This window comes from Saprospiraceae bacterium (assembly GCA_016719615.1).
Classification (GTDB): domain Bacteria; phylum Bacteroidota; class Bacteroidia; order Chitinophagales; family Saprospiraceae; genus Vicinibacter.
The window spans coordinates 467939-492369 of record JADJYQ010000005.1 but is presented as its reverse complement, the minus strand read 5'-3'; the positions used below and the strand labels follow the sequence as shown (position 1 = coordinate 492369).

The window sequence follows — 24431 nt, the reverse complement described above, 5'->3', positions numbered from 1 at the left end:
CACCCGTGCTTCAATGAAGCCAAAGTGATCTTGTCCATTTAAATGAAATCAGAATAACGCGACAAATTTACTTTTGATCTCGCTATCATGCATTGAGAAATGCAAATCAGTCAAATCTCGCGAAATCTATCCTGTATTTTTATTGCAATATTTATAGTAAAATATTCCTGGATTAATATTTTACAAGCAGGGTTTTTCCGCTTTTATGTTTGGATCTTACTTTAAGGATATAGGTACCACTTGCAAGCGCCCTTGTATTTATTTTAAGAAGACTTTGCTTAAGAATTTGACTACCCATCATATCAAACAAAGTTATTTCTTCAATATTATCAGAGGATTCAATATAGCAATAATCCAAAACAGGATTAGGCGATACTGTAATATCCAATGATGCATTCTCGTGTTTTGTGTTCACAGAAATACCTTGAAATGCAAAATATCCGGGTGCAATGCTTGTATTAAAATTATATAACTCGTTAATATCTTTATCATAAACGAACACCTTGCCAAATGATTTAAAATCGGTAACTCCGGCACATAGTACATTAAAATTTTCAGAAAATGACATTCCATAAACGGCATCGTTTAATTCTTTGAATGTTGAAGATGTATTTCCCGTAATATCGTACCGACCTAAAGTAGTCTCTCCAAACTCCTGATAAATTACACCAGACTTCATTAGCGTAGATGTACCGCAAAGAGATTGAACATCGGCTAAATTATGATTCCGCACTTCATTGTTCTTTAAATCTATCACTGAAACTGAACTTCCAGTAAAATCTTTATTGTTAAGACTCAGCAATACATCTTCATAAAGCATTAAGTTTTCAGGATTTTTTCCATCAACACCCAAATCTATAGTTTGATTCCACTTTAAGGAATCCAAATCTATTTTTAAAATCTTTCCAACTTCCTGTCCAAATACGAAACCGTTATTTACCCCTATATATGCTACACGATCCTTCACCACAATATTTTCGGTAGTAAATCCCATTTCAGTCTCTGGAATTTCAAACAATAAACTAAAATCCATTTTATTCAATATTTGCACGTAGGAGTTCAAATTTTTTAAATATTCGCCCCGGGTCACGATAATCAACTCATCTTTTATGGCCAATTTTCTAATCCCTTCAATTTCCTTTGTCCGGATATGGGTCAATGTGTTCAAATTGAATTCTATCAAATATTTATCAGCAGCGATCCAAATCGAATTCTCATGAATGAGGAGATCTGATGCAAATCGTGCATTTGGAATTTCCGAGATTTGCTGATAAGTTTTAGAATTAACATCAAACACGCCTAGGCTCACAGGTACTGTAATTTGACCGCTGACAAAGTCAAAAGACCCTTCATTGAGTACGAATATTTTACTTAACTGACTATTTAATTGAAAAATACATATAACAAATAGTGCTAATATATTTAATAATTTTTTCATGGTATAGATTTGTACAAAGATAGCCCTTATTGGAAAAAAGAAAGTGTATTTCAAATTGAATTTCGAAGTACTTGAACATTCTAAGTATTATCTGCTATAATAGTCATGTAATTGACTTTTCGCAAAAAGATAATTACTGCTTTACGGGATATTTGACATCAACAATTCCCCTTTTAATTTTATCAAGTTTCGATTGTATAATGCGTTTCCGCATTGCGCTAATTTTTTCAACAAATAGGATACCTTCAATATGATCGTATTCATGTTGAATAATTCTTGCATTCATATCATCATACTCTTCCTCGTGCCATTTAAATTGCTCGTCCTGGTATCGGATTTTTATCACCGGCTTCCGCAGTACTTCAGCAGTAATTTTAGGAATACTTAAACAACCTTCATCAAAACCCCATTGTGGACCTTGTTGATCCAAAATTTGCGCATTCAAAAAAACCTTCTTAAACCCTTTGCCTTGGTCCTCCTTTTTATAATACTCCAAAGAGTCAATAACAAATAAACGAATAGGAATTCCTATTTGCGGGGCAGCAAGACCAACTCCTTTTGCAAAATACATGGTATCCCACATATTTTTGATAAGTTGATGAAGATCGGGATAGTTCTGGTCAATGGATTTTGATACCAATTTTAAAACCGGATTCCCATATAAAACTATTGGAAGAACCATAAAATTTAATATTCAATAATGTCCTAAATATCGTTGTAAAATAATAACTGCACTTACCTTGTCGACCAATGCTTTATTTCTTCGATCCTTTTTTTTAACTCCACTTTCCAAAATTGCAGCTTTGGCAGCGACCGAAGTATTTCGTTCATCCACAAAATCAATCTGAACATTTGGCAACATCTGAAGTACCCATTCAGAGAATTTTTCAATTTCCAACATTAAAAATGTGTCCGTTCCATCTTTATGCACAGGTTTGCCAAGTACAATTTTATGTAAATTCTCTGTTGTATTGTATGCGAGCACAAAATCTTTCAAATCATTGGTAAAAATGGTGTCAAGTCCACTCACAATTAATTGCATAGGATCAGTTACAGCCAATCCACATCGTTTAATTCCGTAATCAATTCCCAGTATCCGCGACATCCTCAATTTATATACAAAGATAACTATCTCCTTCCTGATAAAGAACAGGAACGGTAAGCGATAGTTTGATCGCTTACTTAAAAAAAAAGACCCCCTCCATAACTTTTATGGAGAGGGGTCCCATCCCAAAAACAGTAAACTCTTTAGAACAAAACGAATTTAGCCTTACTTGATGACAACCATTCTCTTCGTCGCGGTATAACCGGCCGCATCCAATTGGTAGAACAGAACTCCTGTTGCTCCTAATTGTGATGTATTGAGTTCAAACTGGTTATATCCTTTAGTTGCGTTCATAACACTCTTGTGCAGAACTTTACTATTGAGATCATAAACCGTAATCGTTGCTTGAGCTGCATCTGGCAGTTCATAACCAACAATCGTGAACTCAGAGAAAGGGTTGGGTTGATTTTGGTAAACAATGATTCCTTGATGAGTCTTCACTGTACCATTTTGGTTTCTGAATCCCAACTTGAGATCCATATCTTCAACTTCTGCATTAAAAGCTAATGCAGGAGTAATTATCGAATTAAATTGTAGTGCATTTGAGAGATTACCTTGTGAAAGAGCCTTGAATTTAAGCGTGAATAATTTATCACCATTGTTGACGTCGAAATCAACATTAGTGTTCCAGCTTAAGGTGACCAATCCTTGGCCAAGCGCAACCAATCCTAAATGATCTTGGTTTAGGCTACAAGCCGCTGATTGAACATCTACAAATTCAAGTACTTTTGGATCAAACTGAATCGTAAACTGCATACCAGTTAATCCGTAATTATTTAATACACTGACAGGCACAACCACATCCAAACCGGATGTAAATGTCATTTCTTGTGTGATCAATTCCAAGGTAGTATTGTTTCCTCTTGTTGTCACCGCACCAAATCCTGCAGTTGCATTACCGGTAATATCTCCAATTTTTATTCCCTTGAAGTCAATTCCATTCATGTCTTTATTGAAAGGATCAATTTTGTAACTTCTTGGCCATTTCTCCTTCAATACTTCATCACCTGCATTGCTAAACTGATAAGCAGCATCCACAAACGCCCAGCTCTCATTGTTTGCAAATTTCGAATTGATTCCAAGTATTAATCTTCTCAATTCAACAATATCCTTTGAGGTAATATTCAAGTCATTGTTTACATCCGCCGCAATAGTTTTGTAAGGAGATGTCAATGTTTCAATACCCAGAATATGTCTTTGGATTTTCACAATATCAGCAGTAGAAACACCATTTAATGGATCCGCATTTCTGGAAGCTACAACATTGTAATTTCCATTGTTCAACGGCATGTTTGAAAATGCATATTGTCCATTACTTGTAGTGATCACTTTTGATACCGTTGGTTTGCCCTGCGAATTCTGATCTACAAGACTCACCTCAACATCATTCATAGACTGATTGTCTTCGCGATTGGAAACTAAACCATTGATCGTTCCACTTTGCAATGTTTGTCCGCAAGCCTTATTGTTATCTTGAACTTCAATAAAAGTTCTACAATAAGCCTGTTTACCTGTTAATCTGTCCGTTACCCACATTTGCACGGTTTGTTGACCTAAAGTATTGCAATCAAATACAATCGATCTATTATTTGTGTCGCTGGAAAAGCTGAGTACGATTGGATTTTTACATGCTCCATAACTTCCCTGATCAACATCATTTGCCCATACTTCAATCATACCCCAGTCGATACGTCCATCTCTGTTCGTATCTAAAGGCATCAAATCAATCGCAACTCCATTGATGCAATAAGGTGTTGGTTCTTTACAATTCAGAATCGTAAACAAACGCTCCTCAGCAGTTTTATTTCCGCAACGATCTTCAAAAACATATTTTATTTTATGCGTACCTAATGGATACCTTCCGGTTGCATCAATAAAATTGCCTACCCCAGATCTGATAATATCAAATGTTCCATTATTACCCAGATCTATCAAATATTCCCAAGCGAGTTCATCACCTGGTGTGCAATCATCTGATCCGTGTGCTACGAGGCTTATAAAACCATTCGTACAAGAATCTAGCGTACAAACTGTAGTATCCTGTGTTGGAATAGCATCCAAAGTAGGATCAACCAAGTTATTCACCTTAATGATTTGATCATGTGTGGCTACCTGAAATTGCGCACCTGATGGTGTGTACACAACCTGACACCAGTCAATGACTTTCCATTTACGGATAATCTTATAGCAAGCATCGCCACCCTGGACAATTCTAAATAAATGATCTTGTGAGCTTATTCCTAACAAATCACACTTGGTTTCATTGTGCAGAATTGGAAATAGACCTAATGAGTCCGGAGTTAATCTATCCGGATCTAAGCACATGTAAAGAGTTGTGTCACGTGGCCACCAAATATTGCTGAAGTTATATGGATTAAAGTTCACAAATGTGATGGTTTGAGTACAGGTCTCTGATCCATTTCCATCACTAACAACCCATGTTCTTACGATCGATCCAACATTACATTGTGTTCTATAATCAACATGACTTGGATCGATGTCAAATTCACAATTGTCATGAGCAAAACCATCATGGAAATTAACGGTCACAGGAACTCCTCCTGCACCTTTATAAGTTAATGATCTTGCTTTATTAAAGTATGCAGAATCTGTTTGCATGACTCCAAAAACACTTAGGTCATTTATATCGAAGTGGAAATCACATGAAACTGTAAGATCTTTAGGTGGGTGACAGGTAGGCTTAATTTTATCCTGTACTTCTATTTGCACCATACAATCATTATAGTTACCGTGTTTATCTTTTGCACGGAATATGACAGTTCTTGTTTGACCAACATCAGCACAACAGAACTCCACATATGGTCTGAACCATGTAATGTTCTGACCACAAGGTGCACCATTGTCCATTCTTCTTACCAGAAATGAATCAATATGGCAGTCGTCATAACTTCCATCATCAAATGTTTTTGCATAAACATGTGTTGTCCCGTAAATAGATAGTGATACAACTGTTTCCCGATCACAAATTGCAACTGGTGCAGTTTTGTCCAATACAGTTACGAGTATAGAATCTACGCCGAGATTATAACATTTGTCATAAGCACGATAATAAATTTTATTTACTCCAACAGGTAAAACAACAACTCCTCCATTAGAATTATTCTTGATTCCGCCTGGATACACTAAATCGACGCGTACATCTCTATTATTACAAGAATCAAATACGATTGCCGGAGGTATATTTACAGTTGCCTGACATTTATATCCGCCATCAGTTGTTGCTTCAAAATCATAAGGGGCGTGCACATATGGTGCTTCGCGATCTACAACTTCAATAAACTGCATACAGACACGTACAACTTCGGAGTTACACCACCATTCCCTGATGGTCCACATCCTCATATATTTTTGTACACAATTGATAACCCCTAAATCAATATCTTCATAAGTCACCGCGATATTGCAATAAATATCACGCACAGGCCAAATATCGATGGTCTCAATAATCAAAGGCGATTTTGAAACGGTATCAGAATATTGAGGAACACCTGTATAATCGGGGTGGGGATGGCCATTCTTATCGAGCGGGATTCTATTGTATTGAATATCTTTACAATTGATCGCATTGCCTAAAGCAATGGTATGACTTTCAGGACAAATCACCCTTGCCGTATCAAATCGCTTCAACAAAATTGTATCGCTGCATACTGGCGATTTATTACCCCAAATATCATAAGCTACATATTTGCGAACGACTTGTTTGATATATCGATTATCACAATTTAGTGGCATAATTAATTCATCGGTTAAAATAACCGTGTCTAAACCGCAACCATCATATGCATAAGGAGCATATGTTGATGCGACAAAACAAGGAATTGTATCGCGTGCACATTCAATTGTGGGCGGCAATTTGTCTTCAATCTTTGCATAACCCCAACATCTGTTTCCTGAAATGTTGTCGCGAATTTCAACTTTTAAAGTTTCACCAACATAAGCTCCGGTTACTACCGGTGAGGTAGGAATCGGGATGTCGTATTTTAAAACTCTAACAGTGAATTGTCCGCTGGGACAAGCCGTTAAGGTGTCATTAAGCATCATGGCAGCTGTCACCGTAGCTTGGCAGTTTGCATCTAATGATACTTGAATAAGTGAATTACAAGCCATTGAACATTGGGCTTGGAGTGTTCTGGTGGGATTAAATACTACCAGCCACACAAGGCAGATAGAAAAAAACAGGCGTGAACCTGAATGAAAATTTTTTAATCTGCGGAAGTCAAACGTAAAGTTCGTTTTCTCCATGAGATCCTCTATTTAGTTGTTAAAAAATAATAAATGCATATACAGTCTTACCGAAGTGCCATACTTCAGCAATTGCTAAAAACATTTTTATTCTTCCTCAGATAACCACAGATTTAAATTGAATCTGTTTAGGTTCTTCAAAGGAAGAGCCTAGAGGGTCTAAAATCATTGGGTTGGATGGTAAGCTAAAATGCTTGTAATAAAGAGAGGATCTTTACAATTCTTTGGTTGGGATAAAAAACTTACTACCGCAAAGGTAGAATATATATTCAAATTACCAACTATTTGTTAACTATTTTGTTTCAGCGTATTATAAATAGCGGATAATCGTAATACAATGGCAAATGTAAAGGGCTTGGATATATTTTACACTAATAAATGAGGTAATTTTTTATATTATATTATTTTATAATATATATTTATTTGAATATCAGCTTTTTTTAAATGAATTATTTTTAAAATATTAGACTGTATTCCAAAAATCACATTTCTGCGCTATTTACTTGCGATTTATGGCATCTTTATCAAATTTCCCTGCTCAACTGCATCTCCACTCTTGAAATAATAGATAAAACTTCCTTCGCCAGGCAATTCATTTGATTCAATTAAAATCTCATTCATTCCCTTATGTACCTGAATAATCTTTTGGATCAATATCTTTCCACTCAATTCAAATACATAAAAGTTAGCTTGCCCGCGGGAGCTCGAATGGAAGCGCATTCTACACAGCTCATTGAATGGATTAGGATCTGCAAACCACTCACTGATTCTCGGAATTTCGTCAACACCTTCTATAAAACTAAATAAGATCGGAGTTGGAACGTCCCCGTCTTGAAATATTTCATTCCGCAATTCATTACCCGGACGAATGGCATCAGAAATAATACCACTTCTACTCGCTCTCAATACAAAACGAATCACAGGCTCTCCTGAGTTCCAATGGAAAACATCTTCATTGGATATCAGTGATACTTTTAGTTTTCCATCCTCAAAATTGTATTCATCTTCAGTTAAGTTTCTGTTTTCTTTCCCGTCTATAAAAAGTTGCAACTGATATAGCTCTAAATATTTCGGATCTATTTGCAAATGAAACTGTATTCCACTTGCGTTTAAGGATTTATCTGTTTGTAGCTCCAATTGGATAAGATCACCTTTTGAATACTTTTTATTCATCATGTTCAAACCAACTTTCCGAAGTCGATCTTCCATGCCTTCATCAAAGTTTGAAACTTCATTGCTGATATCCCCAACTTTTATGGCTCTTAAATTGATCAGTGAATCTTGCCAAAATCCATCCAATAGAATACCCTTATCAATTTGATCTGCTAATGGATTTAATACATTCACAAATTTGTACGCTTCATCAATAAATCTCCAGGACTCATTAACTGGAACATTATCAATTTTTCCTAAAATAAGTTTCCTTATCCAGGTAATATCTGCAGTAGTTAATCTTCCATTTTTATCGACATCTGCTGCAATCCATTGGTATGGATTATTAAATTCTTCTACTCCTAATATATGTCTTTGCAGGAGAACAATATCCTGCGTGCTTAAACCATAAGTCCAATCCTTATTGTGGGTCGCTTGTAATCTGTAAGGCTTATTCGTAATAATTCTATTAAAATGATAATTGCCCAAATCATCTGTCATTCTTTCCTGACCCAGACCATCAAGATATACTTGCACTCCAGACATAGGTAGTCCGGCCGTACTTTTTATGATGCCATTTACATCTCCGATTCTGACGGCAGTAGTACAATGATTATTTGGGTCAAATACATGAACCCTGGCAATACAGCTACCGATATTTCCTGCAGAATCTTTTACAAAAACCGTAAAAAAGAATGTATCCGGAATAGTTTGTAAATCTGCACAGGTAATATATCTGCAAGTATCATTAAAATTTGAACTCGAGAAAGCAATGAGTAATTCATCCGATGCTGTACAATTATCATGATAATCATCTAGTAGGCCTCGGGCCGTCAATTTAATACTATCATTAATATTCATATTAAGAAACAAAATTCTACAAACTACTGCAGGGTTTTCAAGGTCAACGACTATTACAGTTGTTGTATCATATATGATTCCGCAAGAATCCTCAGCTGTAAAAATAACTTTTGTTGTACCAACCGGATAATTTCCACTGGCATTGGCACCTCCGCTGTTAAATGAATTCGTGATCGTAGCAAAAACATCACAACCGCTTAAACTGGCAGATTGCAAATTTATAAATCTGGAACAAACGCCAGAACCGTTTCCAATTGTGGTGTCGCGCGGACCGGTCAATTTAGAATGTGCCAGGCTAACTAATAAAATTCTTTGAGTATCTCGAGCAGTCTCTCCAGTACAAGCTGAATAGGCGGTCCAGACTCGCTTCAAAATTTCGCAACTATCGGGATCAAATTCAATGGATAAATCTGTGAAATTAAAGTAAACGCTTGCACAAGTATCTTCAGGTATCGTTGGAAAACTGTTCAAATCAAGCGGACTTCTCCCCGCACAGGCAGGTAAGATAGTATCACGAGCCCAAATAATATCAGCAACATCAAACCTATAATAATTCAAGATTGTAAGTAGTTGTACGCATGAACTATCAACAGACCCATCAGGGTAAGTAATATAAAATTTTCGAATGACCTGGCCATTTTTACAACTATCAATTTCTACATCATCCAGGTATGAACTTTCTATGGAGTCCAAACAAGCTGAAATGACATAATACCTACCTGTAAGATCTAGATCCGTATAATCCTGGCTACAACTTAGTTCCAAATCATTGGGACAAATGGGCGGCGCTACCGGATTTTTATCTTGAACGTAAATTTCAATCATACAAAAATTCATATTTCCGCTGCAATCTGTTGCCTTCAAAACCAACATCAAAGTATCGCCAACATCTTCACAACAAAAATAAACTTCATCGCTATATAATGTATCCTGAGGTCTTCCACATGCTGCAGTCATTCTTCTGATCTGAATCGTATCAATGCAACAATTATCGTGTACCAAACCCCTGGCCGCAATAAATTCAGCGGTGACCGCAATTTTTCCTCTTGGATCAAGTGAAACGACCAAACCAGGCGGACAAATTAAACTTGGGCTAATTCGATCCCTCACCATTATTGTAGATGTGCAGGTATCCGAATTGCCACAAGGGTCAATGGCTATATAATTCAAAGTATGTAATCCAACACTTAAGGTAAGCATACTTCCGGGAACCACAACATAAGAACTATCCACTCTGATGGCCGTTAAAATACCAGCGTTTCCGCTACAAACGTCTGTGACCTGAGCAGCAGGTAATAAGTAACTAGCTGTACATGTATTATATCTCGTAAATAAAACAGTATCCCTCGGACAAACAATATCCGGTTTTGTGGTATCTGAAACGAGAATTTCCTGAGGATGTGATCTCATAGCGCGAGTACACCAATCAACAACCAACCAACGACGGGTAATTTTTATCATTCCTCCACAAACGATTATCGAATCATCAACATGTGATGCAGCAAGATTACATAAGTGACTTACCGTATCACCAAATAAAGTTGGAACTCCTGTACTGGTCAAATCTGGATTTGGACAATAGACTGTGTCATTAGGTGGAAATTGAATGCTGTCTACACTTGCCTTCTTAAAATAAATATCCTGAATACAACTGCTAGAATTTCCGGACTGATCAGTTGCAATCCATTTCAAATGCATAACCATACTATACCTGGGATACAAACAATTAAATTGTTCTAATTGCATATCTGCTAAAAGCATTGCATGTGTTTGACAATTGTCAGTAGAAAATACAAACTGACTATAATTAACTTCAAAAGGATTATTGGCACATGAAATGGTATCTGCTCTGCAAATGATCGTTGGTGGCAATTTGTCTTCTACAATTAATGTTGTCCAACAACTCATACCTGTTGTGGTATCAATAACGGTTGCCGTTATCGTTTTGCCAATATTAGAACAATACACCTTGTTTTGACCTGTTTGTCCCACAAATACCTTAAACACTCCGTAGTTTACATGATTATCCGTCAGCAACATTTTAGGTGAAATTATTGCTTCACCATTCTGGTCCACAGATATTTGCACTTGTCCTTTACAACTTAATTGCGCAAATTCAATAGCTTGATCGCTTAAATTATCAACTCCGTAAGTTGAAGGCCAATCCTCAGGACAGGCCTTCAAATCATTACAGAATTTGAATCCAAACATCCATACTAAAGTAAATACAGACACTTGAATCAACTGTTTTGGGATGGGATGATTTATAAAACGATTTTTCATAAAGGTCGATTTTTTAAAAATCAAAAATGTATGCTTATAATATTTTATAATGCAATTAATTTAATGTGCTGAACTTGATTCTCCTGTGAAAATTTTAAATAATAAATACCAGGAGCTCCAAAATGAATCCTTGGAATTTCAATCTTATTTAATCCCTGTTTTAGTTTAAAAGAAAGCTTTGTCAATATTTTTTGCTCCGCAGAAATAATCTCCGTTGCGATATGCGTATCTTGGTTTGTACGCAGTTCTATTTGTACAGTTTCATCAAATGGATTGGGTGCATAATTTTCAATGTAAAAAGCATTCGTGGAATGATTCCACATTTGTAACAATCCTTCAATATTATATTGCGAAACCGGTGTATACACTGCTTGCTCAAAATCTCTCAAAAAGCTAAAAGTTGGCTGACACTCCAATAGTGAATTTTTAAACTCAATTTCAAACAACGGAGTATTTTTTGAATAATTTATAATATCACTAGAATGATATGCAATTCTCAATACATTTCCACTTATCGAATAATTTTCTTCAGACCATAATGGAAGAGAACTTTTTATTCGGGATAATTCGTTGATACAAAGTCCGTCTAAAACAATACCAAATTGCACACCTGTCAAATCTCTATGGTTCTCCAAATAATACTTAACGGAATGAGCATCCAATTGATAATATACGGTTTCTGATTTTATGGCATTTTCAGAACTAAATCCATTTACGGAATAACTCAAATTCACATCTCCGAGTTTTATAGCCTGAATACTAACTTTTTTATCTTCGAAGATATTTTGAATCATTAAATACTGGCAAGCATCAATTTCCGGAAGTGGAAATAAATTATCTTGAAAAACATACTCAGGATTTATAAAAACATAACTCTTTTTATGAGCTAATTCAGTTACCCTACCTAAAATCAAATTTCTCAAATGAACAACATCCCTCGTTGTCACAGTGCCGCTCATGTCGATGTCTGCAGCAATATGTTTCAAAGGATCGTCGAAAATTTCAATACCTAAAATATGTCTTTGAATCTGAATGATATCAGCTGTAGATAAACCGTCGGCGTAATTTTTAGATAATGATGAATAAATTTGCGCCTGTGCACTTCCAGGTATATCTGAAAAAATAAAATTACCTGTCCGGTTACTTTCTACCGTTTTTTCAATTTGAGAAGATGTGAATTTTACTTGAACATCCGTGACGGCTTGATTATTTTTGGTGGTAATGCTGCCTATAATATTATATTTTTGGATTGATGTCGGACAATTTGAAAATACATCATCGATCACAATAAAAGTGTAGACTTCACTGCTGTTTCCTGCTTCATCCCAAACCACAAGTTTGACTTCCCTTTTGCCAATACTATCGCAGGTATATATCCGAATAGTATCATTCATGTCCGAAGAAAAAGAATATCTTAGATTCTTCGCTTCAGTACAATTGTCGCTACTTTTATTATTAAACAATTTAGCGTTTACCGAAGTCATGGCTCCGTTTGCCATTAAGGTCAGGCTCGAAGAAACACCATACATTGCAATTGCATAAGGGTTCTTTGAATCTCTTACTTCAATTTGAATTTGGATAGACCCTTCATTGTGGCAAGAATCTTTAGCAAAATAGTTTATGAGGTGACGTCCCACCGGAAATAATCCACTTGCATTTTTTCCATTACCGGCCCTGTTTATGGTTTGATCAGAAAAATAATCAACTTCAAACCGGAAGCTGATATTTCCGGTGCTTCCACAATCCATTGCTTGAATATCCGGAAGAATGACATTCCCGGCTTCACAATTTGAAGTTTGGATTCCGACTATGGTATCGTTCACCCCAAATAAAACTGGCGCAATCGTATCAAATATTTTTATCTCTTGAGTATATACATAATAACCATTTTCCGGAACTCTTGGATTCGGCTGGAATAAAGGATTGTATTTACACCAATTGATAACTTTCCAATGCCGCAATACTTTTGCACAAACGCCCCCATGATTAAATTGATAGACATCATCCTGACTGGTTATCTGTAGGAGTGCACATTTATCATCATTTACAATAGGAGCACCAGAATGGATTGTATCCAAATCTACTCTGCATGCATATATCATCGTATGTGGGGGCCAGGTCAAATGTGCCGGATTGAAACCATCAAAATTGTGAGTTCTGTTAATTGTTATGGTTTGTCTGCATTCTGAAATCAGACCATGTCTGTCTTCAGCAATGTAAGACCGTATAAAAGTACCTGAACCGCAAGCATCCAAATTATCTTCATCCAAAGTATCAATATCCAGCAAACCGCAATTATCAAATAAATGCACATGAGCTTTCTTCAATAAGCTGTCCAAATGGACTCCACATTGAACCGTTAAATTAGGAGGGCAGATTATTTCCGGCGGAATTTTATCGCGAACCAAAGCCTCAACCATACAATCTATGTACCTCCCTCTTAACAAACTATCACTTACAGGACCATAACCCGGAAATACATCATAGACCCTTAAGATTAATAAGATGCGAGATGAATCTGCGTCAGCGCAACAAAAACGAACAACATCATCAAAAGCGTTCGCTGGATTGTTTGGCGAAATACAATCAACAATCTGCGTGGCAAACATCCTTTTGATTTTAAAATATAGATGATGGCAGTTGTCTGAAGAACCCCCATCAAAAATATAAGCAGGAGCTTCTGCGAATCCACTTTCAGTTAAACTTATGGATTGTGCAGGTGCACAAACGACTTGGGGTAATTCTGCATCGTGTATGGTTACTGTCATGGAATCGAGACCCGACATACGGCAGTTATCTTCAATTCTATAATACACTTTAAAGACACCGGGAGTAAAATAAAACAAGCCACCATTGGAACTTAAACTTCCATATGTGCTATAAGTCTGAAATGTGAGTATTGGACTGCAATTTCCGCTAAAAGTCGCTGGCGGAAGTTGAATAGTGGTATCACACCTGGAAAGACTTCTGATGTGAATGGTAATATCAGCAGGAGCCTGGACATTTATGGCAAAAGCTGCATCATTCTTTACCACCTCGAATGCAACGGATCTGCCCTGAACGGACAAAAGTAAACATCCAATCAGGACAGACCAAGAGGACATGGGAAATTTCAATACTTGCCAAATTCTTTCTAAAGAGTCTATGGTGCACATATTCGCTGAGTTTCAGTAATCGTTGACAAATGCTACCAGCTATTCATGAATGCCGGATTTTACCAGCTCATAAAGTCTATAAATCTGCTTACAGTTTATTTCTAAACCGGATAAAAGAAATAGACAATTTTAGTAAGTAGCGCTAAAAGTCTGCTTACTGTCGTGGGGATTATTACTGAAATGGGAGATGTTTCTAGGATGTGAGATTTAATCAAAATGATTAATCACATTACAAAATTATGTAATATTTAATTAATTACATAACAATAGATTAAAAATATATTACATTTTTATTTTATATATATAATACTATATTACAAATTATTTAATATTAAACAATAATATAATATGTTATAGACATTTACGATCCCTGTTTTATGCAACTAAATCTATTCTGGTTCGTCCAATTTAATACTTACTAGGTTAAAAGCAAAGTTTGTAGCTCTCTCAATATGATCATGAAAATTCAAAATGCTATAACTAATTGGGCTGAAGATTGATTCCCCTAACTGGATCTTATGTTAAGATTGACCTATATTATTATTATGAGTGTATTCCCAATCTCAATGACTGCGCCTCTCGTATGGACCCGTGTGGTTAATTCACTAAGCCTTAAATAAAAAACTAAATCAAATCGAGTTTATAAGGCTCTATTACGGGTTCCTGATACCTATAACGTTGACAGATTTGTTTGCAATCAATGGCTGTTACCTTCCTGGATTCTATCGATCCCATTCAATTTTTTGAAAAGCAGAGTTGAGCGTGGAGAGATTCAAAAAAATAAACCCAGAATCGCGTTTGATCACAATCATACGCAATTCTGGGTTTAGCTCAAAAAAAAAGCCCCCTCCCGATTGCTCGAGAAGAGGCCATCCCAAAAACCGATTTAACTTTTCTCATGTTTGGCGATCTAAAACCGCCGCACAAAGAGGACTTTGGGAAAGGTGGTGATCGATTAATCGATCACTACCATCCTCTTAGTTGCTGTATGGTTTACGGCATCCAACTGATAGTACAATACTCCACCAGCATTCAATTCAGACTTCTGTACCTTGAAGGTATTTAAGCCTTTTGTGCCCTGTGTTTCGTATACTCTCAATACTTTGCCAGTTACGTCATAGATGCTCAGTTTAACCGCTCCAGCTTCTGGTAAACGGTAGCTGATTACTGTCTCCTTTGCGAATGGGTTTGGAGAGTTCTGGTATAATTCGAATACACCAGATTCTACAACTCCTCTTTCTGTGCGAACACCTAAGTTAACATCTTTGATATTCAATGATGCATCATAAGCTTCTGCTGTTGTAACATCAGATGTGATTGCCAACAGGCTGCCAATACTTGCCTGGCTGCTTGCACGGAATACAACTGTGAACAAGGTAGCATCTGCATCAACGCTTTGTGCTACTTTGTTATTCCAGCTAGTAGTTAAGATACCTTCATTGATTCTTCCAGTTCCGAAATTGCTTTCGTCTGCATTTAATTCTCCAGCTTCAATTCCTTCAAATGTCAATGCTTGACGATCAAATCTCAATGTGAACTGGTATCCAGAGATATTGGTAAAGTTGCTTGATTTGAATTCAACTTTGTACAGTTCACCTGCAACAGTGGTGTTGTTTTCAACTTCAAGGTTCAATTTACCATTGCTTCTAGTGCTGCTTCCAGCTACTTGATGTCCTCTGGCGTTATTAGTTACATCTCCCATTTTAACTGCTACGAAGTTTTCAATGATGTTAGATCCGTTTTGAACATTAGCGTTAATCTCACGAGGAGCGCTATATGGTTTTGTAGGATCCGCGAACACATAAGTCTTCGGTACAAATGTCCAAGACTGAACTTTATTAAACTGGCTGTTGACACCTAAGATCAGTTTTCTGATTTCAGAAACGTCAGCAGCAGTAACAGTTTCACTCAAGTTAACATCTGCAGCAATCAATTTGTAAGGAGAGTTCAATGATTCGATTCCAAGAATATGTCTTTGGATCTTCACGATGTCAGCAGTACTTACTCCATTAACTGGATCATCATTTCTTAAAGGTTTAACCTTATAAGAATTGGCAGCCAAGTCTCCGAATAAGTATTTACCATCAGCCAATGTGATCATTTGTCTCATCATGTTATTTGATAAGTACAATTGAACATCAGTTAATTCAGTTTCGTCATTGTTTTCAGTTTTCAAATCTCCGGTAATTCTACCTTTGAATGAACCTGTGTTAGGACAGATATCTTGATTGTCCTGAACAATAACTACAGTTCTGCAATAGTCAGTATTTCCTTCTTCGTCTTCAACCCACATTTGTACATCAACTACTAATTCATCATTAGCACCTGCTGCTACGAAATCTGAACAACAGATTGTGATTCCAGTCTTTGTAGGATCTCCATCGAAGTAGAATAATAAGTCTTCTGCATCTGTGCAATTGTCGAAGCTACCTCTGTCAAGGTCTTTAGCCCAAACAGTAACACAACCACTAGATGGCATTGGTACAGTTATTACACCTGTCAAACAGTATGGAGTTGGAGCTTTGCAGTCTTTCACTTCGAACAACTGACAAGTAATACCAACATTTCCACAACCGTCTTCAACGTGCCAGCAAATATTGTGAATACCTACTGGGTAAGTACCACTTGCACTGAATGGATCATTTTCATTGTCTGCATAAGGATTATCATGGAACAATGGTGTACGACCAGCAGCAAATTCTTTACGTGTTAATGGACCTACAACGGCATCTTTACCGGAATAAGCACCTTTTCCATCGTTAAAGAAATCGATCTTATACTCATAGAATAACCAATCTAATGGGCTACAATCATCAGTTGCATCAGCAGTGATGTTGATATGACCATAACAAATTCCGTTTGTTTTAACAGCTGGTTCGCAATCGCCAACAGTGATTGAAACTGTAGGCTTATTGGTATCAGTAACTTTGATGATTTGTAAATACTCCCATCTTCCGTTAACAGGATCCAAACTTGGATCGTACTGACACCAGTCAATAACAACCCATGTACGAAGAACCTTGAAGCAAGCATCTGGCTCGATTGTGAATATTTTATCAAACTATTCGATACTAATCAAAGCACAAAGATCATCTGCACCATTTTCAACAACTGGTCTTCCTAATAAAGGATTATCAGGGCTGATGTTAGCTCCACAACCAGCGATGGTTGTAGCCTGACCTGTACAGTTACCTGGCCAGGTAATATCATCATCAGGATCGCAATTGTCTGCACGGTTGATATAGAATGGATCACAGTCAACAACCCAGATGGTCTGAGTAGCTGTTACGCTGATACCGTTAGGTCCACGTGCTACTACAGTTCTGGTTAATTGTCCCTGACCGCATTCGCGATTGTCATTTACACTAATTGTTGGATTGTTTCCGCATGCGCTAAGAACGTATCCATCAAATCCCCATGTCAATTCATGTTTTCTGTCAGCGTGAGCTGTATCAAACAATGATTGATAGTATTGACAAGCTCTGTTCCAAGCTGGTGGATTTGAAGGTGGTGCACCAGGTACGAATCCTGGGTAACCAGTGATATCATTTCTTACGCAATAGTTATAACATACTAAGTCATTAGTTACGACTTTCTTTCTATTTGTCAAATCAGTAACAACTCTACCGAAAGTAGGATCGTTAGGATCATCTAAATTGTCAACATCAAACCAGAACCAGCAGCTCACCACGATATTCGGTGGAGCAACAACTGTAGGTACACTCTTGTCTTGAACTTCAACTTCAACCATACAATCGCTGAAGCGGTTGAATAAGTTACCACCTGGGTTCATTCTTGAAGGAGCAATTGGACCTACGCCTGTTTCGCGATCAAATACGCGGAAAACTACCATTACAGTATTTCCAACATCTGAACAACAGAATTTAACATGGTCGTCGAAATAGATTTGATTTCCATCAAGGATTGCATTGTCATCACCATTGATACCGGCACAATTTGTACCATTATCAGCCTGGTTTGCATTGCTACCGTTATTGGTTCCTCTCAGGTGCTCCATACGGATTACCTTGAAGAAGATATGAGGCTGACAATTGTCAAAACTTCCCTGATCGAAAGATTCAGCAAATATTTTTGCAAAATTTTCTCCAGGAGACTGATTTCCATTGATAGAAACAACAGTTCTGGCTTCGCAAACTGCAATCGGAGGTACATTGTCTAATACGTTTAAAGCAATTCTTCTCTTTGTGATATTTCCACAGCAATCTTCAGCAATGATGTATCCACTTTGAAGACCCAATGGCATATCTACAACGACATAACCACTAGTTTCATTTCCAAGTACAGTTCCGGCCTCAACTTCTACAGTATAATGTATTTCATTACTGCAATTGTCAATCAACCAAGCTGGTGACACTTCCCAACGACCTGTACATGTCCATACTTCCATATTTACTATAAGCGTATCTGGATATAAAATCTTTGGTCCTTCAGCATCAGCAACTTTAATGATTTGGTTCACACCGCCTAACTGGCTAGTACACCAATCCATAACAGTCCACTGTCTGATAATTTTGTAACAACCAACATCACCGGCATCGCAACCAGGAGTTGCAAGGTCAATCGTGATATCTTTCCAGGTTACACCTAAGTTTCTACAGTTAACGCCACCTGGGTAGCCTGTTCCATGCCACATCACAACCTCATCTGGTCCCCAACAAACTGGATTTGTTGGTCTCCAGTTAGGGTGAGCAGGATAATAAATTGGATACGGGCTTGGATGACCAGCATATTCGCCAGCATCGATACAGTTCCAACCTAAAGTCTTAGGTAAACGCTCGCCAGCGAGGTCACCTGCAGGACTTGGAAGGAAACCACCAGTTGCAAACCAATGTGCGGAATCAAGTAAATAACCATCTACGCAATATGGATTTGGAAGGTAGTGTGGAGTAACATCTTTATCATATATCTTACCATTACATGAAAGCATTGGATTTTCGATATTATCCCAGTTTAATGGAACAACTGCATCTGATAAAGTCCCTAAACCAACCTGAATTGTTTGAGCACAAACTGCTTTGTTTCCTGAATTATCAGTAGCAGTCCATGTTCTTACAATAATTCTATCAAATCCAAAATCACAACCTAAGATGCTTACATTGTCTTTGTAAGTCAAACCAGCACCACCGCAGTTTTCAACCACTGTTGGGAAACCTGTATAGTCTGGTGAAGTTGGAGAATAACAAGGTACACAAGTATCTCTTGGACAAGTGATCGCTGGTGGCCATTTGTCTTCTACTGTTGCATGTCCCCAGCAGCTGTTTCCAGTTGCAAGATCGCGAACAGTAATTTTTAATTCACGTCCCAAATCTTGACTTCCAACTTGAACGCCAGGAGTATTAGGTGCGCGATCGATGATTGCATTGGTTACCCAATCGCGTACTTCTACGACGTAATCATCATAACACTTATATGGACCTCCTGAAAGAACTTCGTCAGCTGATATTGTAGCTAAACAGTTTTCATCGAGGCTTATTTGAATTTCATCATGACAAGCTAAAGCAGTTACTGTATTTGGATATGCATTTACGCATACATCAAATGTGCAACGACCTACGTTTCCTTGAGCGTCAACTGCTTCATAACAAAGAGTTGTACAACCTACAGGGAAATAACAGCCAGGACCGTAAGGACGACCACAGGTCTGGCGAATGCGAATCATATTGTCAGCAGTAGCATAAATAATATCTCCTACATAACCAATTGGACGACAAGCACCCAAGTGACCGATAGAAGCTGCTGTATTTGAAGAAATACCACCTGCAATGATACCTGTATTGATTTGCATCAATCCGTTTCCGAAAGGACGACCTCCATTACAAGAACCAAAGTTTGGTGAAATCATTTCAAAACGGGTTCCTAAACCTCCACCGATGAATAAACCTCTGGTTTCTCCAGCAGCAAGGAATAAGTTAGATGTTCTGGTAGAACCAATGTTGACAACAAACGATCCATCGCAGTCGTATACAGTATCTCTGGAAGGCGCGCCCGCACCACCCATATATAATGTATCTCTTGCAGGTGCTGTAACGGGTAAAGCCCTGATACCATCAGCAGCAGTGGTTCTTCTCATCAAAGTCCACAATGCTTTTGGAGATACCCCGTTACAACCGGTAGAGGCAGGGTTATTGTTATAACCTGTCAAACCTTGTTCCCAAGTCTGGCCAGCAGCATTCTTAGCATAAACTTCGAAAATACCACCTGTACTGGTGATACCTGCGCAACCTGCAGAGAATGAACTGATGAATCCGAGAATCGCAACCTGTTGAGGTGTATTGTTGGTAACGTTAAAGATAAATCCTGATGGGTTTACGGCATCGTAACCGCAGAAGGCAAATCCAGCATTACAACCTACAGAAGTAGCTTCATTTACAAAGTTTGCACTTGGACAGTTATCCATAGCCATTAATGGCGGTGCATCCCAGGAGCCTTCGCATTCTCCGGGACCTAAGTTTATGATCACTGCTTTAGGACAACCAATAAAGGTAGGTGGTTCAGTATCTTGAACGTTGATCGGTAATACCGCACGTACTAACTGACCGTTATTTTTAGCAAAAGTTCTAAATACGCGATAAAAACGACCTGCGCTTGCAGAGAAAGTATCGATACCAGCGCCTGCAGGCATCATACTATCTACGCATTCTACGCATGGTCCTCCGAGTCTGAACTGGAATGAAGGAACGCACTCTCCGAAAGTTGTGTTTGCTCCCCAACCATGGTCAGGTCTTACAAAGTTATTACCTACAGTATAAAGACCCGGGGCAATATTATACGTTTGAATAACACCATTACCTGATTGATAATTACCAATAGGAGTCCAAGGACCACCCGCATTGTTTGCTATTTGTAACTGGTAAACATCACCAAATGATGCCGTTTGTGTAGTACCAACTGCTAACTGAATCGCTGGAACCAAAGGTTGACCAGGATTACATGGTGCAGTAGGTGGCCCTTGAGTTGGTAATACAGGTCCAGGAACTGTGGTTATCGTAACGATACCGCAACCGAAACAAGTATTACAACCTTCTGCAAACGTACAACCGGTTTCATTTCTTGGAACATTCGGTCCTAAGTTTACAATTTGAGTAGAAGCGCAACCCGGAACATTCAGGGCTGGCTTAGGTACATTGACTAAAGCGCGGCAACTGCCAAGCGTCAAGCCAATAGTAATGGCAGGAAGGGTGTCATTGGTATTTACACCATTGATCACCGTTTCTCCCACAAAGTAACAAGTACCGGATTGGGTTTGGGCCTGTAATCCGAGACCTGAACTTATCAAGCAAAGCAACAATAAGCTTGTCGCTAGCTTCATAGGATTCGTTAAAAAATTTATTTTCATGAGATTTTGGTTTTGCAATTAAAATAAAGATTAAAAAGCCAGTAAGTCAAAGACTCCTGCTTATTTTTTGAATTTATTGACCATTTCAGTATAGTCTCTATTCCAGCTTTTTGCATAGAAACCGTATGCTCCTGTCGCAGTACCATCATTGCTGTTTTTATGCAATATTGGATATACCTGCGCCATAATAAGGGGCATATCAAAAAATGGCTCAACAACATTGGTTAATACGTGCTGGTAAGCATCAAACAAAATCCTTTTGTCCATGTTGTTTGGATCTTGTTTCAATTCTTCCAACAAAAGATCAACCGCATTCTGAGCAATTTCAGAACACTCAATTTTTGACTTGAGCGGTGGAAGTACAGATTCCGGAGTTGGAACTGATTGTGCTGAGACATGATTTGCGACACTCAGCAAGACCAGCATAAAGACACCGGTTATGAGAGTTTTGGCAGAACATGAAACAGACTCAAAAAAGTAAAAATTCGTCCTTTTCATGAGAAATAGTTTTGGTTATTTAATAAAATTTTTTGCTTCGCCTATATATAAAACACACTGATGTTCCACGCAGACATTGACTGCGCAAACATCAAAGCACTTTACATATTTTTTTCAAGATTTGCAGGAATCGCTTCGTCGGCTTCATCCTTCCCCCTCAGGTTTGCTTCATACCTATATAATCCTACCTGATGAGGTTCAATCCATCTACGCAAAGATATACAGATTCCATTTCTGCCACACTTTTTTTTTAATATTTTATAAATATATGTGTATGACACTGTAAATCAATACTATATAATCTAAAAAATCTTAATAAAACCTTAACTAAGAGGGACATGATGAACCAGGATTGACTGGGATTGACTGTGATTGACTGTGATTGACTTGTGATTGGCTGTGATTGGTTGTGATTGGCTGTGATTGGCTATGATTGGCTATGATTGACTTTGATTGGCTATGATTGGTTGTGATTGGCTATGATTGGTTGTGATTGACTTTGATTGGTTGTGATTGACTTTGATTGGCTATGATTGGTTGTGATTGACTATGATTGGTTGTGATTGACTATGATTGGTTGTGATTGGCTATGATTGGTTGTGATTGGCTATGATTGACTATGATTGACTATGATTGGTTGTGGAAATGATCAGAATTCTACAAAATGATGTAATATCATGTGAACTCCTTCACACTTGGTGCGCTATTATAATACAGAACCCGAGATTCTTTTAGATCCATTACAAGTTGCAGAGAATTAACCAGTTCATCAAGTAACAAAGACTTTGAAGATTTAAAACAGCAAGAATCTATGAACATTTATCCAAATTTGAACTGCTTCAAAAATAATATGTCCATAAATTTTATTGGACCTTGACCATCATCCAAATCATGAATTCACTAGTTAGCTTTCTTCACCGTGATCAATTGTATCGCTGAATTATTATTCGCCACCAATATATAAGGCTCACCGGAATAAGTCTTGCGGATCAATGCAATATTCTTCACATCAGATGAAATTACCAATCCACTGCTTTGTGGGTCTGTTTCGTCAAACCAGCCCTTGGTGTTCCCTTTAAGGAATAAGCCAGATCCAGCATCAGCTCTACCTGTTTCAACTTCAGAAACAAATAAATTGCCTCCGACCAAAAGGTCCTTTATCTTGTCGCCATCGAAATCCTCAAAAAGAATTCCATTAATTGGAGCAATCTGAGCGCGGTTCGGCAATGGTTTCATTTCAAATTTGCCATTGTTATTGATCATAACTACGCTTTGAAATGTATTCGCCTTGTAATTCAACGCATCTTTCAACATTTCACCATAAACTTCTTCCAATGTTGATTTTCCAAATTCATCATATGTTTTGAATTTATCCAATATCTGAGGCATTTGCTCTGAAGAACATTGACGGCCTCTGACCGGAAATAAATTGCCATCTTTTTTATACCAACCCAATACAATATCAGATTTATTATTGTTGTCAAAATCGCCTGCATAGACTTGAAATGGTTTATGCTTAGATGTTTGGTATTTATAATTCGCACCTAAGTTACCCACTATAAAATCCTGATCTCCATCGCCATCCACATCTGCGGCAACAATTCGATTCCACCAACCTGAGGTTTCATTCAAGGCCCAGTCTGCAGAAGAATTCTCTAGTTTGCCATTCTTATTGATAAACAAACTAATATTCATCCACTCCCCTACTACAACCAGATCCATATTCTGATCTTTGTTGATATCCAGCCAAACCGCATCGGTAACCATACCGCAATTGGCGAGTCCTGTAGACCATTTCTCTGTTGCATCTGCAAATGTTCCCTTGTTGTTTTCTAAAAGATAAGATTTGCCTGGAAAGGGGTACTTTCCTGGTGAAAGTCTTCCGCCAACAAATAGATCCTGATCCCCATCATTGTCAAAATCAACAGCAACTACACAGGATCCACTGCCCGTAATTAATGGCAATTGATTCGACTTTATAAAATTACCTTCCCCGTCGTTTTCATAAAGCCTGTCCTGGTATGCTTTGGGATCATCCCATTCGTTTCCGCCACTCACTACATAAAGATCTAAATCACCGTCGTTGTCTTTATCAAAAAAAACAGATCCTACATCTTCGTATTGTTTGTCATCTTCGAAGCATTTAAAATCCGTCCTTGAAAACAATCCGGAAGGATTCTGCAAAAACAAAGCTCCAGCTTGCCCGCTTGCACCTCCTACATAATAATCATCTGCACCATCTGCATTGACATCACCGACACAAATGGCCGGACCAAATTGCGACATTTTATGAGGAAGCAAAATTTGTCTTTTGTGATA

10 protein-coding genes are annotated in these 24431 nt (G+C 37.7%); all 10 read right to left on the bottom strand.

Annotated elements, in window-relative coordinates; all coding sequences use genetic code 11:
- Window positions 1-172 precede the first annotated feature (172 nt).
- On the bottom strand, window positions 173-1438 hold the full coding sequence (locus IPM92_11600) for a T9SS type A sorting domain-containing protein (protein ID MBK9108979.1): 1266 nt from the start codon (window positions 1436-1438) through the stop codon (window positions 173-175).
- Window positions 1439-1571: 133 nt separating this feature from the next.
- The gene (gene def, locus IPM92_11595) at window positions 1572-2120 is read right to left on the bottom strand and encodes a peptide deformylase (protein MBK9108978.1); all 549 of its coding nucleotides are present in this window, start codon (window positions 2118-2120) and stop codon (window positions 1572-1574) included.
- A gap of 12 nt (window positions 2121-2132) precedes the next feature.
- Window positions 2133-2543, bottom strand: coding sequence for a Holliday junction resolvase RuvX (ruvX, locus tag IPM92_11590; GenBank protein MBK9108977.1), 411 nt, complete (start codon window positions 2541-2543; stop codon window positions 2133-2135).
- A gap of 165 nt (window positions 2544-2708) precedes the next feature.
- Entirely contained in the window at window positions 2709-6671 is a 3963-nt protein-coding gene (locus IPM92_11585; GenBank protein MBK9108976.1) for a T9SS type A sorting domain-containing protein, read from the bottom strand.
- Window positions 6672-7316: 645 nt separating this feature from the next.
- On the bottom strand, window positions 7317-11102 hold the full coding sequence (locus IPM92_11580; GenBank protein MBK9108975.1) for an HYR domain-containing protein: 3786 nt from the start codon (window positions 11100-11102) through the stop codon (window positions 7317-7319).
- Between the two features lie 44 nt (window positions 11103-11146).
- On the bottom strand, window positions 11147-14257 hold the full coding sequence (locus IPM92_11575; protein MBK9108974.1) for a T9SS type A sorting domain-containing protein: 3111 nt from the start codon (window positions 14255-14257) through the stop codon (window positions 11147-11149).
- A gap of 955 nt (window positions 14258-15212) precedes the next feature.
- Window positions 15213-17228, bottom strand: a complete 2016-nt coding sequence (locus IPM92_11570) for a T9SS type A sorting domain-containing protein (GenBank protein ID MBK9108973.1) — start codon at window positions 17226-17228, stop codon at window positions 15213-15215.
- Window positions 17229-17318: 90 nt separating this feature from the next.
- Entirely contained in the window at window positions 17319-21614 is a 4296-nt protein-coding gene (locus IPM92_11565) for an HYR domain-containing protein (protein ID MBK9108972.1), read from the bottom strand.
- Between the two features lie 60 nt (window positions 21615-21674).
- Entirely contained in the window at window positions 21675-22112 is a 438-nt protein-coding gene (locus IPM92_11560; GenBank protein ID MBK9108971.1) for a hypothetical protein, read from the bottom strand.
- A gap of 900 nt (window positions 22113-23012) precedes the next feature.
- Window positions 23013-24413: a VCBS repeat-containing protein gene (locus IPM92_11555; protein ID MBK9108970.1), complete on the bottom strand. Its 1401-nt coding sequence runs from the start codon at window positions 24411-24413 to the stop codon at window positions 23013-23015.
- Window positions 24414-24431 lie beyond the last annotated feature (18 nt).